Origin of the sequence: Nocardiopsis sp. FR4 (assembly GCF_009830945.1) — a bacterium.
In the GTDB taxonomy this organism is placed as follows: domain Bacteria; phylum Actinomycetota; class Actinomycetes; order Streptosporangiales; family Streptosporangiaceae; genus Nocardiopsis.
In genome coordinates this window covers 1-14,961 of record NZ_VWVV01000052.1, presented here as the reverse complement: position 1 = coordinate 14,961, position 14,961 = coordinate 1, and the positions used below count along the sequence as shown (strand labels likewise).

18 protein-coding genes are annotated in these 14,961 nt (G+C 71.5%); 9 read left to right on the top strand and 9 right to left on the bottom strand.

The features are described from left to right. The 3 genes from FYW95_RS27020 to FYW95_RS27010 form a co-directional block, all read right to left on the bottom strand. Window positions 1–122, bottom strand: a 122-nt coding sequence (locus FYW95_RS27020) for a biotin carboxylase N-terminal domain-containing protein (RefSeq protein WP_159945637.1), incomplete at its 3' end; no start/stop codon positions are given. 81 nt (window positions 123–203) lie between these two features. Next, complete coding sequence (locus FYW95_RS27015) at window positions 204–425, bottom strand: acyl-CoA carboxylase subunit epsilon (RefSeq protein ID WP_159945636.1); 222 nt, start codon at window positions 423–425, stop codon at window positions 204–206. Then, window positions 422–2,032, bottom strand: coding sequence for an acyl-CoA carboxylase subunit beta (locus FYW95_RS27010; protein ID WP_159945635.1), 1,611 nt, complete (start codon window positions 2,030–2,032; stop codon window positions 422–424). Before FYW95_RS27010 ends, FYW95_RS27015 begins: the two co-directional genes overlap by 4 nt. Window positions 2,033–2,309: 277 nt before the next feature. Here FYW95_RS27010 and FYW95_RS27005 point away from each other — a divergent pair, with 277 nt between their 5' ends. After that, window positions 2,310–4,955, top strand: a complete 2,646-nt coding sequence (locus tag FYW95_RS27005; protein WP_255495672.1) for a phosphoenolpyruvate carboxylase — start codon at window positions 2,310–2,312, stop codon at window positions 4,953–4,955. Between the two features lie 72 nt (window positions 4,956–5,027). Here FYW95_RS27005 and FYW95_RS27000 read toward each other — a convergent pair whose 3' ends face one another. Then, window positions 5,028–5,717, bottom strand: coding sequence for a Uma2 family endonuclease (locus FYW95_RS27000; protein WP_370463251.1), 690 nt, complete (start codon window positions 5,715–5,717; stop codon window positions 5,028–5,030). Window positions 5,718–5,759: 42 nt separating this feature from the next. Between FYW95_RS27000 and FYW95_RS26995 the strand changes: the two genes are divergently transcribed. The 4 genes from FYW95_RS26995 to FYW95_RS26980 all read left to right on the top strand — a co-directional run bounded on the left by FYW95_RS26995 (window position 5,760) and on the right by FYW95_RS26980 (window position 9,053). Beyond that, window positions 5,760–6,614 carry a biotin--[acetyl-CoA-carboxylase] ligase gene (locus tag FYW95_RS26995; protein WP_160050993.1) on the top strand — a complete coding sequence of 285 codons (855 nt, stop codon included), beginning with the start codon at window positions 5,760–5,762 and terminating at the stop codon, window positions 6,612–6,614. Window positions 6,615–6,679: 65 nt separating this feature from the next. After that, window positions 6,680–7,201: a PH domain-containing protein gene (locus tag FYW95_RS26990; protein ID WP_159945632.1), complete on the top strand. Its 522-nt coding sequence runs from the start codon at window positions 6,680–6,682 to the stop codon at window positions 7,199–7,201. Between the two features lie 141 nt (window positions 7,202–7,342). After that, window positions 7,343–8,329, top strand: a complete 987-nt coding sequence (locus tag FYW95_RS26985) for an adenylate/guanylate cyclase domain-containing protein (protein ID WP_159945631.1) — start codon at window positions 7,343–7,345, stop codon at window positions 8,327–8,329. 88 nt (window positions 8,330–8,417) lie between these two features. Then, a complete protein-coding gene (locus FYW95_RS26980; protein WP_159945630.1) occupies window positions 8,418–9,053 on the top strand; it encodes an MBL fold metallo-hydrolase in 636 nt (211 codons plus the stop codon). Window positions 9,054–9,147: 94 nt separating this feature from the next. On the opposite strand, the gene FYW95_RS26975 is transcribed toward FYW95_RS26980, so the two are convergent. The 3 genes from FYW95_RS26975 to FYW95_RS26965 form a co-directional block, all read right to left on the bottom strand. Continuing rightward, window positions 9,148–10,743, bottom strand: coding sequence for an MFS transporter (locus FYW95_RS26975; RefSeq protein WP_160050992.1), 1,596 nt, complete (start codon window positions 10,741–10,743; stop codon window positions 9,148–9,150). 89 nt (window positions 10,744–10,832) lie between these two features. Then, window positions 10,833–11,489: an SAM-dependent methyltransferase gene (locus FYW95_RS26970; protein ID WP_159945628.1), complete on the bottom strand. Its 657-nt coding sequence runs from the start codon at window positions 11,487–11,489 to the stop codon at window positions 10,833–10,835. Next, entirely contained in the window at window positions 11,486–11,635 is a 150-nt protein-coding gene (locus FYW95_RS26965) for a hypothetical protein (RefSeq protein ID WP_159945627.1), read from the bottom strand. Before FYW95_RS26965 ends, FYW95_RS26970 begins: the two co-directional genes overlap by 4 nt. A gap of 108 nt (window positions 11,636–11,743) precedes the next feature. Between FYW95_RS26965 and FYW95_RS26960 the strand changes: the two genes are divergently transcribed. Further along, window positions 11,744–12,340, top strand: a complete 597-nt coding sequence (locus FYW95_RS26960; protein ID WP_159945626.1) for a helix-turn-helix domain-containing protein — start codon at window positions 11,744–11,746, stop codon at window positions 12,338–12,340. 92 nt (window positions 12,341–12,432) lie between these two features. On the opposite strand, the gene FYW95_RS26955 is transcribed toward FYW95_RS26960, so the two are convergent. Beyond that, window positions 12,433–12,765: a hypothetical protein gene (locus FYW95_RS26955; RefSeq protein ID WP_160050991.1), complete on the bottom strand. Its 333-nt coding sequence runs from the start codon at window positions 12,763–12,765 to the stop codon at window positions 12,433–12,435. Window positions 12,766–12,889: 124 nt separating this feature from the next. Continuing rightward, window positions 12,890–13,207 carry a hypothetical protein gene (locus FYW95_RS26950; protein ID WP_236568133.1) on the bottom strand — a complete coding sequence of 106 codons (318 nt, stop codon included), beginning with the start codon at window positions 13,205–13,207 and terminating at the stop codon, window positions 12,890–12,892. Window positions 13,208–13,366: 159 nt separating this feature from the next. Here FYW95_RS26950 and FYW95_RS26945 point away from each other — a divergent pair, with 159 nt between their 5' ends. The 3 genes from FYW95_RS26945 to FYW95_RS26935 are packed head-to-tail and all read left to right on the top strand — an operon-like array spanning window position 13,367 to window position 14,508. After that, on the top strand, window positions 13,367–14,128 hold the full coding sequence (locus tag FYW95_RS26945; RefSeq protein ID WP_160050990.1) for a helix-turn-helix domain-containing protein: 762 nt from the start codon (window positions 13,367–13,369) through the stop codon (window positions 14,126–14,128). Beyond that, window positions 14,125–14,298, top strand: coding sequence for a DUF397 domain-containing protein (locus FYW95_RS26940; RefSeq protein WP_160050989.1), 174 nt, complete (start codon window positions 14,125–14,127; stop codon window positions 14,296–14,298). Before FYW95_RS26945 ends, FYW95_RS26940 begins: the two co-directional genes overlap by 4 nt. 39 nt (window positions 14,299–14,337) lie before the next feature. Continuing rightward, window positions 14,338–14,508 carry a DUF397 domain-containing protein gene (locus FYW95_RS26935; RefSeq protein ID WP_160050988.1) on the top strand — a complete coding sequence of 57 codons (171 nt, stop codon included), beginning with the start codon at window positions 14,338–14,340 and terminating at the stop codon, window positions 14,506–14,508. Window positions 14,509–14,961 lie beyond the last annotated feature (453 nt).

Sequence of the window (14,961 nt, the reverse complement as noted above, 5' to 3'; positions counted from 1 at the left end):
ACGTGCAGGGCGTCCAGGTCGGGTTCGGCGTAGACGGCGACGCTGGTCAGTCCGGCGTCGCGGCAGGCGCGCGCGACGCGCACGGCGATCTCGCCGCGGTTGGCGATCAGAACTTTACGCACGGTGGGAAATCCTTCTGCTGTGGCGTGGGCGGGTACGCGCCAGCCGCTCCATGAAGAGTCTAGGTAGGCGAGGGCACGGGGTCACCTGGTGCTCAGCCGCCAGGCGCCGGGGCCGGGCCGCAGCGGGCCGCGCAGCGCGCGCGAGCGGTCCCGCCACCCGGACGGGCGGGCGGGCTCGGTCGCCGGGGCGGACCGGGCCGCCGCCGCGCGTGCGCTGAGCACGGCGGTGAGGACCGCGATCTCCTCGGCCGTCGGTTCGCCGCGCACCACGACCAGGTGCGGCGGGTTCTTCGGCGCGCTCACAGCGGGATGTTCCCGTGCTTCTTGGGCGGCAGCTGCTTGCGCTTGTTGCGCAGCGCCTTGAGTGCCTTGGTGACCTGGACCCGGGTCTCGGAGGGCAGGATGACCCCGTCCACGTACCCCCGCTCGGCGGCGGAGTAGGGGTTGAGGAGGGTGTCCTCGTACTCGCCGATCAGGCGGGTGCGCTCGGCCTCGACGTCCTCGGCCGCGGCCAGGGTGCGCCGGTGCAGGATGTTCACCGCGCCCTGGGCGCCCATGACCGCGATCTGCGCGGTGGGCCAGGCCAGGTTGATGTCCGCGCCCAGGTGCTTGGAGCCCATGACGTCGTAGGCGCCGCCGAAGGCCTTGCGGGTGATCACGGTGATCAGCGGAACCGTGGCCTCGGCGTAGGCGTACAGCAGCTTGGCCCCGCGGCGGATGATGCCGTCCCACTCCTGGTCGGTGCCGGGCAGGAACCCGGGCACGTCCACGAAGGTCAGCACCGGGACGTTGAACGCGTCGCAGGTGCGCACGAAGCGCGCGGCCTTCTCGGAGGCGTCGATGTCCAGGCAGCCCGCCAGGCTCATGGGCTGGTTGGCGACGATGCCCACGGACTGGCCGTCCACCCGGCCGTAGCCCACCACGATGTTGGTGGCGAACTGGGAGTGGACCTCCAGGAACTCGCCGTCGTCCAGGACGGTCTCGATGACCGTGCGCATGTCGTAGGGCTGGTTGGCCGAGTCCGGGATGAAGGCGTCCAGGGCCAGGTCGGCCTCGGTGGGCTCGTCGCCCAGGGGCTCCTCGGGCGGCAGGACCGGAGCCTCGTCCAGGTTGTTGTCGGGCAGGTGCGAGAGCAGCGTCCGGACGTACTCGATCGCGTCCTTCTCGTCGGCGCCCATGTAGTGCGCCACACCCGACTTGGTGTTGTGCGTGCGTGCGCCGCCCAGCTCCTCCATCGAGACGTCCTCGCCGGTGACGGTCTTGATGACGTCGGGGCCGGTGATGAACATCTGCGAGGTCTCGTCGACCATCACGATGAAGTCGGTCAGGGCGGGCGAGTACACGTGTCCGCCCGCGGCGGCACCCATGATCAGGGAGATCTGGGGGATGACGCCGGAGGCGTGGGTGTTGCGCTTGAAGATCTCGGCGTACAGGCCCAGCGCGACCACACCCTCCTGGATGCGGGCGCCGCCGCCCTCGTTGATGCCCACGACGGGGCACCCGTTGGTGAGGGCGTGGTCGAGGACCTTGCAGATCTTCTCGCCGTAGACCTCGCCCAACGATCCGCCGAACACGGTGACGTCCTGGCTGAAGACGGCGACGGGCCTTCCCTCCACCGTCCCGTAACCGGTGACGACCCCGTCGCTGTAGGGGCGGTTGCGCTCCAGACCGAAGTTGGTGGAGCGGTGTCGGGCCAGGGCGTCGAACTCCACGAACGATCCCGGATCGAGCAGGGCGTCGATCCGCTCCCGGGCGGTCATCTTGCCTTTGGCGTGCTGTTTCTCCACGGCTCGCGCGGATCCCGCGTGTACCGCCTCGTACCGGCGTCGTTGCAGGTCGGCGAGCTTGCCCGCGGTCGTGTGGATGTCGATCTCGTCCGCGGACAGGGGTTCAGGGGCTTCTGTGGCCATAACTACGCAGGTTAGCCGCGCGAGGGCAGGGTTGGGGAACCCAACCCTGGGTTACCCGCTGGTAGGTGGGTTTCGGCACAGACCGTCGCCGGACCGCCGCTCGGGGCGGGGGCACCGGTGCTCCGCCGCGTGAACACCGGCCGCCGTCACACGAAAACGGCGTGAGGGAATGTGCACGCCTTTCCGTGGAGCAACAATTCTTAACGCCCGGGCAAAACCTCGGAAATGCGCCCCCGCGCACGTGGCGGGGAGGGTGATCTCTGTATGGTCAGGGACCATGACAGCGGTAAGCGCAGAACGTGACAGTGCCCGGCAGGAAGTTCCGGAACAACTCAGGAATGACGTCAAACTGCTCGGCGAGATGCTCGGAACCGTCCTCGCCGAAAGCGGCGGCGAGGACCTGCTCGCCGATGTCGAGAAGCTCAGGCGCGCGGTGATCGGCGCCCGGGACGGCTCGGTCACGGGGGAGGAGATCACCGCGATCGTCGCCGCCTGGCCGCTGGAGCGCGCCAAGCAGGTGGCCCGCGCCTTCACCGTCTACTTCCACCTGGCCAACCTGGCCGAGGAGCACCAGCGGATGCGGGCCCTGCGCGAGCGCGACGACGCCGCCAACCCGCCCCGGGAGTCCCTCGCCGCGGCCGTGCGCGCCATCCGCGAGACGGACGGCGGAGAGGAGCGCCTCAACGAGCTGGTCGCGGGCATGGAGTTCCATCCCGTGCTCACCGCGCACCCCACCGAGGCCCGACGCCGCGCGGTGTCCACCTCCATCCTGCGGATCAGCGCGCAGCTCGACGCCTGGCACGCCTCCCACGAGGGCAGCAGCGCCGCCGCCGAGGCGCACCGGCGCCTGCTGGAGGAGATCGACCTGCTCTGGCGCACCTCCCAGCTGCGCTACACCAAGCTCGACCCCCTCGACGAGGTGCGCACCGCCCTGGCCGCCTTCGACGAGACCATCTTCTCCGTCATCCCGCAGGTCTACCGCTCCCTGGACGCGGCCATCGACCCCGAGGGCACCGGCGTGCGCCCGCCCCGGGCCAAGCCCTTCGTCCGCTACGGAACCTGGATCGGCGGCGACCGCGACGGCAACCCCTACGTCACCCACGACGTGACCCGCGAGGCCGTGCTCATCCAGTCCGAGCACGTGCTGCGCGGCCTGGAGACCGCCTGCGAGAAGGTCGGCCGCACCCTCACCGCCTACTCCAACCTCACCCCGGCCAGCCCCGCGCTGCTCGACGCGCTCTCCACGGCCAAGGCCGGGCAGCCCACCCTCATGGCGGAGATCGGCGCGCGCTCGCCCAACGAGCCGCACAGGCAGATGATGCTGCTGGCCGCCGCCCGCCTGCGCGCCACGCGTGAGCGCGACGCCGACATGGCCTACCCCGGGGCCGAGGACTTCCTGGCCGACCTGCGCACCGTGCAGGAGTCCCTGGCCGAGGCCGGGGCGGTCCGCCAGGCCTACGGCGAGCTCCAGCACCTGATCTGGCAGGCGGAGACCTTCGGCTTCCACCTCGCCGAGCTGGAGGTCCGCCAGCACAGCGAGGTGCACGCCGCCGCGCTCGCCGAACTGCGCGAGGGCCGCAAGCCCTCCGAACGCACCGAGGAGGTCCTGGCCACCATCCGGGTGATCGCCTGGATCCAGGAGCGCTTCGGCGTGGAGGCCTGCCGCCGCTACATCATCAGCTTCACCCGCTCGGCCGAGGACATCGCGGCCGTGTACGAGCTGGCCGCCCACGCGCTGCCGCCCGAGCGCGTCCCGGTCCTGGACGTCATCCCGCTCTTCGAGACCGGCGCCGACCTGGACGCCTCGCCGCACGTGCTCGACGGCATGCTCAAGCTCCCGCAGGTGCAGGCCCGGCTGGAGCGGACCGACCGCCGCCTGGAGGTCATGCTCGGCTACAGCGACTCGGCCAAGGACGTCGGACCGGTCAGCGCGACCCTGCGCCTGTACGACGCCCAGGCCCGCCTGGCCGCGTGGGCCCGCGAGCACGACGTGCGCCTGACCCTCTTCCACGGTCGCGGCGGCTCGCTCGGCCGCGGCGGCGCCCCCGCCAGCCGCGCCCTGCTCGCCCAGGCGCCCGGCTCGGTCGACGGCCGGTTCAAGGTCACCGAGCAGGGCGAGGTCATCTTCGCCCGCTACGGGCAGCCCGCCATCGCCCGCCGCCACATCGAACAGGTCGGCCACGCGGTGCTCATGGCCTCGACCGACGCCGTGCAGGAGCGGGAGCGCTCGGCCGAGCGCAGGTACCGCCCGCACGCCGACACGATCGCCGCCGCGGCCCAGGAGGCCTACCTGGGGCTGATCAACACCGAGGGCTTCGCCGCGTGGTTCTCCCAGGTCAGCCCCCTGGAGGAACTGGGCAAGCTCCGGCTGGGCTCGCGCCCCGCGCGGCGCGGCGCCGCCCGGGGGCTGGGCGACCTGCGCGCGATCCCCTGGGTGTTCGCCTGGACCCAGACCCGCGTCAACCTGCCCGGGTGGTTCGGACTCGGCACCGGCCTGGCCGCCGTCGAGGACCGGGGCGTGCTCCGGGACGCCTACCGCGAGTGGCCCATGTTCTCCTCCCTGCTCGACAACGCGGAGATGAGCCTGGCCAAGACCGACCGGACCATCGCCGAGCGCTACCTGGCGCTGGGCGACCGGCCGGAGCTGACCGAGCTGGTGCTCACCGAGTACGACCTCACCCGCCGCCTGGTGCTGGAGGTGACCGGGCACAGCCGCCTGCTGGAGAACCGCGCGGTGCTCTCGCGCGCGGTCGACCTGCGCAACCCGTACGTGGACGCGCTCTCCCACCTGCAGCTGCGCGCCCTGGAGGCGCTGCGGGGCGAGGAGGCCGACGCGCTGTCGGAGGAGGACCAGCAGCACCTGGAGCGGCTGCTGCTGCTGTCGGTCAACGGCGTGGCCGCCGGCCTGCAGAACACCGGCTGACCGCCGCGCGCGGCGGCGCCCCCGTACCCGGCAGCCGGGTACGGGGGCGCCGTGCGTTGAACGGCCGGCTCGTTACCGCGGGAAGCCGCTGGTGTCGATGACGAGGTCGAACGGCTCGGGGAGGTGGATCTCCTCGCCGAAGGGGACCTTTGACGCGTTGGCGTACTTCCCGTCCCCGGGCTCGGAGAAGAGCGTGACCTCTCCCCCACTCGTGTACGGATCCCAGCGGTCCACCAGCAGGTACAGGGGGATCTCGGCGTGCGCGTAGCCCCAGAGCTTGGATTTGCGGTTCCTCTCCGCGGTGCTCTTGGACGTCACCTCGACCACCAGTAGGGCATCGGACATCATGGTGTCCGGGTCATACTCCATGACGGAGTAGGGGAGGACCGCCAGATCCGGGATGTAGAGGCCGCTTCGCAGAGGAACACGTACGTCGACGGTCTGGTGCACCTCGGCTTCCGCGATGTTGCCGCCGTCTCGCAGAACCTCGCGGGTGAGCGCCTTGTTGAGCAGCCACACGATCTTGGTGTGCTCGGGTTTCGGGGGGGCCACGAGGACCAGCGCGCCTTCGATGATCTCGGCCCGACATCCTTCGGGCACATCCAGACTTTCCCAGGTGCGCAACATGAAATCCCAGGAGAAGAGTGCCTCGGGTTCCACCGCCGCGATACTCATCCGCCGCGTCACCTCCGGTAGCCGGACGTAGCGGCGCACGATCTTCGATGCGCTGGTTTCGGCGTAACCGCTGGGGTTCTTCCGCACGTGGGTTCTCAGTGGGGTTTCCGGCGCTGCTGTAATGGGGGTATGGCCACCGCACCCGAGTCCTTCCCGCGCCCCCCGCTCGACGCGGCGGCGCTCGACGCCGTCCTCGCCCGGGGCATGTGGCACCGGGTCGAGGTGCTCCCCGACGCCGGGTCCACCAACACCGAGCTGGTCGGGCGCTCCCGGGAGGGCGCCCCGCACGGGAGCGTGCTGGTCGCCGAGCACCAGACCGCCGGGCGCGGCCGCCTCGGCCGCGGCTTCACCACCCCCGCGCGCGCCGCCCTCACCTTCTCCCTGCTGGTGCGGCCCGGGGTGCCCACCGCGCGCCTGGGCTGGCTCTCCGCCCTCATGGGCGTGGCCGCGGTCGGCGCCGTGCGCCGGGTGTGCGGGGTCAAGGCCGCCCTCAAGTGGCCCAACGACGTCATCGTCCCCGGGCCCCTGCGAGCCGGGCCCGGCGAGACCGACGGCAAGCTCGCGGGCATCCTGACCGAGGCCGACTTCTCCGGCCCCGCCCCCGGCGTGGTCGTGGGCATCGGGGTCAACGTCTCGCAGAGCCGGGCCGAACTGCCCGTGGACACCGCCGTCTCCCTGAGCGGGGAGGGCTCGGCGAACCTGGACCGGGGCGCCCTGCTCGCCGGGATCCTCGGCGAGTTCGAGGCGCTGTACACCGTGTGGACCGCGGCCCGGGGCGACGCCGAGGCCAGCGGGCTGGCCGCCGCCTACCGCGACACCTGCACCACCATCGGCCGCCGGGTGCGGGTGCACCTGCCCGGCGACCAGATCCTGGAGGGCACCGCCACCGGGGTCGACTCCGACGCCCGGCTGCTCGTGCGCGGTCCCGAGGGCGAGCGGGCGCTCAGCGCGGGCGACGTCGTGCACGTGCGCCCGCGCCCCTGAGAGCTGTCCACAAGCGGACGTCCGACCACTCCCGCGTTCGTCCGCCTTGTGCCATGATCACCGGTATGGCTATCGCGGACCGCTATCTCGCCGACGACGAGGAACTCGTCCACGTGGCGCGCCAGCACTGGACCGTCCTCGCGGGTGAGTTCGTGGCGCTGGCGCTCATCGCGGCGGCCGTGGCCGCCGCGCTCTGGTTCCTGCCCTGGGACCGCGACTGGAGCCCGGCCGCCGCCGGGACCGTGGTCGCCGTCGGCGTGGTGGCCGCGCTGGTGCTGTGGTTCGTGCCCATGCTCCGGTGGTCGTCCACCGTCTACGTCCTCACCAACCGGCGGCTGATGATGCGCGACGGCATCATCTCCCGGCAGGGCCGGGACATGCCGCTCACCCGCATCAACGACGTCGCCTTCAGCATCGGCCTCTGGGAGCGCCTCATGGGGTACGGGACCCTGTCCGTGCAGTCCGCCTCCGAGCAGGAGGGGATGGTCCTGCGCAGGGTGCCCCGCCCCCAGCGGTTCCAGGCCGAGATCTACCGCCAGGTCAACGACGCCCAGAGACCGGAGTACCCCGCCGGCCCGCAGGGCTGACCCGGCCCCCTCCGGCGTAGGCCCGCCCCTGCGGGGAGTGACCACGGGCGTAAGCTGGGAGGAGACCCGTGCCGCGCCACCGGCCGGTGGCGAAGTGACTGTTCCCCGCCCCGGCGGGGATGGCTCCCTGAAAGAGAACGTATGTCGTCGCGTCCCGACCCCAAAGCGATCGAGTCCGCCCTGCTCGGCGGTGAAGCGGTCTACACCAGGGAGCAGGCGATCGAACTCGCCGGTGCCGACGCCGAGCTGGCCGGACGCATCTGGCGCGCCCTCGGCTTCCCCAACCAGGGGGACGACACCGTCACCTTCGCCGAGAGCGACGTGGAGTCGCTGCGCATCGCCAACACCCTGCTCCAGGAGGGGGTGCTGGACGAGGAGGGCGTGGTCCGCTTCGCCCGGGCGATGGGCCAGACCATGGCCCGCCTGGCCGACTGGCAGACCAGCATCCTGAGCACGCTCATCTTCCGGGAGGGCGAGGACTCCGTCAGCCCGCTGATGAACCGGGTCAAGGAGCTGCTCCCCGACGTGGAGCGGCTCCTGCTGCACATCTGGCGCCGACAGCTCTCCGCCTCCGCGGCCCGCACCCTGGCGGTGATGTCCAACGGCCAGGACACCGTGCCCAACTACTACCCGCTGGTGGTCGGCTTCGCGGACCTGGTCTCCTTCACCACCCTGAGCCGTGAGCTGGACGAGGTCGAGCTGGCCGGGGTGGTCGAGGGCTTCGAGGCCACGGCCGCCGACATCGTCGCCTCCGGCGGCGGGCGCGTGGTCAAGACCCTCGGCGACGAGATCCTCTACGTGGCCGACTCCCCGGCCGAGGCCGCCGACATCGCGCTGCGGCTGGCCTCGGGGGTCAAGACCCACGTGGAGGTGCCCGACGTGCGGGTCGGCCTGGCCTCCGGTCCGGTCCTGACCCTGCACGGCGACGTCTTCGGCACCACCGTCAACCGCTCCAGCCGCCTGACCTCCTTCGCCCGCCCCGGCACGGTCCTGATCGACGAGAACCTCGCCGAGAGCCTGGCCGACGTCGAGGGGTTGCAGGTGGTGCAGGTGCGCGCCCGGCACGCGCACGGCCTCGGCCTCATCCAGCCCTACGCGCTGCGCCGCAACTTCGAGCCCGCGGGCTGAGGTACTCCGTTCGGGGCGTCCCGGCCGGGTACGCGTCCCGATAGGCTCGGGTCCGCCGCCACCGACAGTCCGTGAGAGGTCAGAGTCAGTGAGTGCCCCTTCCCCGGTCCACCGTCTGCGCACCTCGGGCGTCATCAGCCTGGAGGGCGAAGAGGTCCTTGTCCAGAACAACGTGTGGATCGTCGGAGACGAGCACAGCGCGATCGTCATCGACGCCGCCCACGACCACGAGGAGATCGCCCGCGGCCTGGGCGACCGCGAGCTGATGGCGATCGTGTGCACCCACGCGCACCGCGACCACGTCAACGCCGCCGTCGCGCTGGCCGACCTCACCGACTCCCCGATCCTGCTGCACCCCGACGACTCCGATCTGTGGCACCGCGTGCATCCCTACCGGGAGCCCGACGCCCCGCTGCTGCACGGTGAGGCCCTGGTGGCCGGCGGAGTGGAGCTGGGCATCCTGCACACACCGGGCCACACGCCCGGCGGGGTGTGCCTGTACGCCCCCGAGCTCGGCGCGGTCTTCACCGGCGACACCCTCTTCCCCGGCGGCCCCGGCGCCACCGGTCAGCCCCTGTCGGACTTCTCGACCATCATCGCCTCCATCCGCGACCACCTCGTGGGCCTGCCGGAGGAGACGGTCGTGCACCCTGGGCACGGCGAGTCCACCACCGTCGCCGAGGCCGCCGAGAACCTCGACGACTGGGCCGCGCGCGGCTTCTGACCCCGGTCCGGTCCCGCCCCGCTCCCGGGGGACGGGCCCCGGGAGCGGAGCGGGTCAGACGGTGCGGCGGGTCGCGGCACCGGGTCCGGCGGGGTCACCCGGTGACCGTCTCCGGAACCTCCGGGTCGCTTCCGGCCCGGTCGCCGACGGCGGCGGCGCGCCGGGGGCCGAGGGCGAGCACGTAGACGAACAGGACGGCCATGACCGCGGCTCCGGCCCACATGGCGTGCTGCCAGCCGTCCACGAACGACTCCTGCGCGGTCCGCACCAGCGCCCCGGCCTGGGAACCGGCTCCGTCCGCGGCCGCGACGGCGTTGGCGAGACCCCCGCGGGCGGTGTCGGCCGCGTCGGCCGGAACGTCGCCGAGGCGGGAGTCGATCGAACTCCGGTAACCGGCGGAGAGGACGGCGCCGAGAAGGGCGACGCCGAGGGCGGTGCCGAACTCCCGGGTCACGTCGTTGAGCGCCGAGGCGACCCCTTGGCGCTCGCGCGGCAGCGAGCCGGTGATCGCCTCGGTCGAGGGCGTCATGGACAGGCCCATGCCCAGCCCCATGGTGAGCATGCCGGGGATCACGGAGGGGTAGCCGCCGTCGACGGAGACGAGGACGGCCATCAGGGCGAGGCCGGTCCCGCCGAGGAGGACGCCCGAGGCCATGGTCGAGCGGCTTCCGATCCGGGCGGCCACCCGCGGGGCGAGGCCGGAGGCGAGCATCATCAGCAGGGCCATCGGCATCATCGCCAGGGTCGCGCGCAGTGCGGACCAGCCGAGCACGGCCTGGAGGAACGGGAAGAGCACCACGAAGATCCCCGCCTGCACCCCGAAGACCGCCAGCAGCGCGAGCGAGCCGCTGCTCAGGCCGCGCGTGCGGAAGAGGCGTACGTCGAGCAGCGGTGCCGGCCGGCGCAGCTCCCACGCGACGAAGCCGATCGCGGCGAGGAGGCCGGTGACGAGGCCGATCAGCGTCGCGGGTTCGGTCCACCCGTGCACGGGGCCCTCGTGGAGCGCGAAGATCAGCGAGAACACCGCTACGACCGAGGTCACCGAGCCGACGGTGTCGAACCGGTGCCCGGTGTGCTCGCGGGAGTTCGGGACCGACCGCGCGATCATCGCCGCCGACACCAGGACGAGCGCGACGGGCAGGACGAAGAGCCACCGCCAGGTGGCGACGTCGACCAGCAGCGCGGAGAGGTACATCCCGAGGATGCCGCCGCCCCCGGCCACCGCGGTCCACACCCCGATGCCCTTGGAGCGCTCCTCCTCGGGAAAGGTCGAGGTGATCACGGCGAGCGTGACCGGCATGATCATCGCCGCCCCGACACCGGACAGGAACCGGGAGGCGAGCATCATCTCCGAGGAGACCGCCAGACCGGCGGCCGCGTTGGCGACCCCGAAGACGGCCAGGCCGCCCAGCAGCACCGGCCTGCGGCCCAGCCGGTCGCCGAGCGCCCCGAGCGGCAGGAGCAGCGCGGCCAGACTGATGGTGTAGAGGTTGATGAACCACAGCACCTCGCTCTGCGAGGCGTCGAACTCGACCGCGAGTTCGAGCTGTGCGACGTTGAGGCCCGTCACCGAGGCGATGACGGCCATCAGAGCGACGCAGACCGCGATCAGGACCGCGCGGCGCCGACGCGGGTCGTCGATGGTCGGGTCGGCGCGGTCGACCGCGGTCGCGGGCGGGTTCGTGCTCATGGGTTTCCTTCGCGAAAGGGCAGGAGGAGGAGACGCCGGGCCCCGGAGGGCTGGCGCCGGGGTGGAGAGCCGGGGTCGGGCGGCCGGGCTCAGTGGCGGCGTACGGCTCTGACGACCACGTCATGGAGCGAGACCCCGCGGCCGCCGGGGCCGGTCAGGGGCCGGTGCGACTCCTCGGCGGTCGCGACCTCCCACACGGCCGGGTCCAGACGCGCCGTGATGCCCGCGGCTGTCGCCGACGCCGAGGCGGGCGGCTCGGTCCCGTGGTGTCCCTGCCCGTGCCCGTGCCCGGCGGTCGAGCCGTGGTTGTCGTGGTGGAGGTGGCCGACGATGAGCAGGGTGCCCCCGGGGGCGACCCAGGACGCGATGCGGTCGTAGAAGTCGAGCTGCGGCATCGCGGGGTGCGCGTAGTGCGTGGTGACCAGGTCGTAGCGCGCGTCCGGTTCCCATGTGGACAGGTCCGCCCGAACCCACTGGATCCGTTCGGTGACGCCGCTGGCGGCGGCGCGCTCGGCCCCGCGGGCGAGCGCCCCGGCGGCGATGTCCGCCGCGGTGACCCGCCAGCCGCGCGCGGCGAGCCAGACGGCCTCGGCACCGGCGCCGCAGCCCGCGTCGAGGGCCGTCCCGGGCGCCAGGTGCCCGGTCTCACGCTCCAGGTGCGGGTTGGGCTGGCCTGCGCCCATGGAAACGGCGTGGTCGCCCTGCCAGATCCGGTCCCAGTACTCCTTGTCGAACGCGTGCGTCATCGGGCGTCCTCCTTGTCGGCGGGGGCGTCGGCCAGCGCGGCCGCAGCCCGATTCGGGTCTTCCGTCACCAGGTCGGCGCTGTAGTGCCGGGCCGCATGGGCCCTCCCGGCCACCGCGTCGCGGATCGCACCCGCTTGTTCTGCCATGTCCCGCCCTTCCGACGAACCGGAGGCCGCGTTCAGCGGCCGCGTTCTCCAAGGTGGGCGCAGCGCGGCAGGATTGCAAACATGTTTGCCGATTGGCAAAGTGGAGGGGTGGACGAAGCGATAGACCGAACCCTGGACGCCGTAGGACCGCGACTCAAGCAGCTGCGACAGCGCCGCGACATCACGTTGACCGACCTCGCGGAGGAGACCGGCATCTCCGTCAGCACGCTGTCCCGGCTCGAAGCCGGACTCCGGCGCCCCACCCTCGAACAGCTCCTGCCCCTGGCCCGCGCCCACGGCGTCACCCTGGACGAACTCGTCGACGCACCACCGACCGGCGACCCCCGCATCAACATGCGCCCGATCCCCACCCGCGACGGCTCCACCGTCGTGCCCCTGACCCGCCGCCCCGGAGGCATCCAGGCGTACAAGTTCGTCCTCCCCGCCGGGCGCGACGACGCCGAACCCGTCCTCCGCACCCACGAGGGCTACGACTGGGCCTTCGTCCTCAACGGCAGGCTCCGGCTCGTCCTCGGCGAGCACGACCTCATCCTCGGACCCGGCGAGGCCGCCGAGTTCGACACCCGGACCCCGCACTGGTTCGGAGCCACCAGCTCGGGCCCCGTGGAGTTCCTCAGCCTGGTCGGCAAGCAGGGTGAGCGCGCGCACGTCCGCGCCGCCCCCAAGCGGCGGGAATCCGACTAGGTTCCGCCCTGGTCCGAGGTGCGGTGAAGCGGTGGGGCTCCCACGCCGGGGCGGGTGGAGCCGGGCGCGGGTGGCTCGGCCCCAGGGGCGGGTCAGGCGGTGCGGCGGAGGACGCCGATGAGACGCGCGATGTCGGCGGCCTCCTCGTGCGCGCCGATGCTCAGGGCGAGCCCGTGGACCTCGGGCAGGGAGGTCAGCAGGTCGCCGACGAGGGCGCACAGCGGGAGCGCGCCCCAGTCCCCGGGGACGGGGCGGGCCAGGTCGGGGCGCTGGCGGAGCAGGCGCCGAACGGCCTCCGACAGCTCCGACAGGTCGTCGGGGCAGGTGGGTGCGTCCGCGCGGACACGCGGGTTCGGGGTGTGGTGATGCCCGGAGCGGACGCGCCGGGGGAGGGACGCGTGCTCCGCCTGTGTTCGCCGGGACATGGCTGGCTCCTGTTCGTGCGTGGAATCTCGGGCGGGTCGGGGGCTCGGCCGGGGAAGGCCGCCGAGCCCCCGGTACGGGGGTGCCGTTCGCCCCGGCCCCCGGGCACGGGCGAACGGCCGTTCCTCACCTCGGGACGGGACAGGGCGTGTGGACCGCGGGGTTGACGGAGACCCAGGTGCAGCCGAGAACGGGGCACCGCCAGTGCGCGGAGGGGTGCGTGCGGGCGATGGTGACCTGGGTGTGGCGGATCTGGGCGTCGAGGCCGTCCGGAGTGGTGTCCCGGAGGGGTTCGATCTCGGCGTCACCCTGGTAGAAGGCGAAGAAGCGGCGCGCTCCCGGCGCCCACATCACCCACCAGAGCCGCTGGTGCCGCGCGTGGAGCTGTTGAGCGGCCGAGTACTGCGCACGGTCGTCGCTCACGTCCCAAGCCACTGCGCTCACCGTTCTCCCTCTGGTCACGTCCGGGTTCGCCGCAGGACGGTCAGCCGCAGCGACCCGTCACGGAATCAGGATGTGCCCTCGGAAACGGGTCCCTCCACCATCTGCGCGGTTTCGGGAAATACCTGACGCGACAAGGAATGCGGGCGTAACCTTCCGCGTATGGCGGAACCCCCTTTCCCCGATGTACTCACCAAGTTCCGGGAGCTGAACGGGCTTTCCCAGAAGCAGCTCGCGCACCGTGTCAACGCTTCTGTGGCGTCGGCTTCCAGATGGACCAACGGTCACGCGCTGCCCAAACTGCCCATGGCGGAAATACTGGACGCCGAGTTGGGAGCGAACGGAAAACTGCTGGCCGCCTGGCGTGAGGCGACCAGGGGCGAGACGTTGCCGGAATGGGCGCGCTCGCTCGCGAGCATCGAGGCGGAAGCACGCGCGGTTCACATCGTGTCACCCGTAATCGTCCCCGGATACTTCCAGAGCCCGTCCTACGCGTCGATGGTGTTCCGGTCCGGGTGGCCCCTGGCCTCGGATGAGGAGATTGATCAGCTCACCAAGCTCCGCACTGAAGCGTTCAACCAATTGCCCAAACTCCGGGTCACAGCGGTGTTCCCAGTGACAGCGCTGACTGGGGTCGACGAGGCGGTACGGCGAGAGCAGGTCGCCCGCCTGCTGGACCTCGTCGGCTCGGGCCGGGTGACGGTGCACTTGGTCCCGGAGGGCTCGATTCTGATTGAGCCGCCTTCAACGATGATGGCGTTTCGGCTGTACTCCGGGGAACTGGTGATCACGAGCGACAACCCAGACGGTAACGTCATCCACGCGACTCACACCCATGAGCGGTTGCACACACTCATTACGGGCGCGCTGGCGGTGGCGCTCCCCGCCCGACACTCACTTGAAGCACTCAGGGAACTGGCATGAACGACTGGCACAAGAGCAGCTACAGTCCCAACCATTCGAACTGCGTCGAGGCGCGCGAGCACGCGGGAGGCGCGGACGTACGCGACACCCAGAACCGGGAGAATGGCTACATCACGGTCCCGGCCGCTCAGTGGGTGGCACTCCTGGCCGGGCTGGAGAACGGTCTGTAGCAGCCCGAGCGGGGGCCACGCGAAGCGCGAGGAGCCCGCATGAACGACTGGCACAAGAGTAGCTACAGCCATAACGGGGCGAACTGCGTCGAAGTCGCCGAGGGTGCCACGACGGCGGTACGCGACACCCAGGACCGCGAGCTGGGGCAGCTGGAGTTCGCCGCCAGCGAGTGGAGCGCTCTGGTGGACTCCCTCAAGCTCCACGGCTAGCTTCCGCAGGCAGAGGGGCGGTGCTTCCACAGGGGAGCGCCGCCCCTTTTGTCTGCGAACAGGGCATATAAATGCCTTCAATTCGGGCGAAGAGGATACTTCTGGCGTGGTGCGGAAAAGGAGGGCTCTTTATTCCCTTGAGTGCTCTGAGCTGGGGTGATGCTCTACTTGGCGAACTTTTTCGAACTGAGATCAAAGAAACGTCCGCCACCGCACCCCGCGTGCCCTAATCTTTTACGCAAACACAACTCCACACGCCGAAGACCCCGCGACGGATGGAACCGCCCGGGGTCGTGGCCAGCAACTTCCACCCTTTAACAACAAGGATTGCCAGCATGCGCCAGTTTAGCGCTGCCGTTATCAGCCGTGTCCTGGACCCCTTCAAGTCCCTGCTCACCTCCCCGAGCGGACGCCACTCGGCCACCGCCGGACGCCGCCGACGCTCCTCCCGCG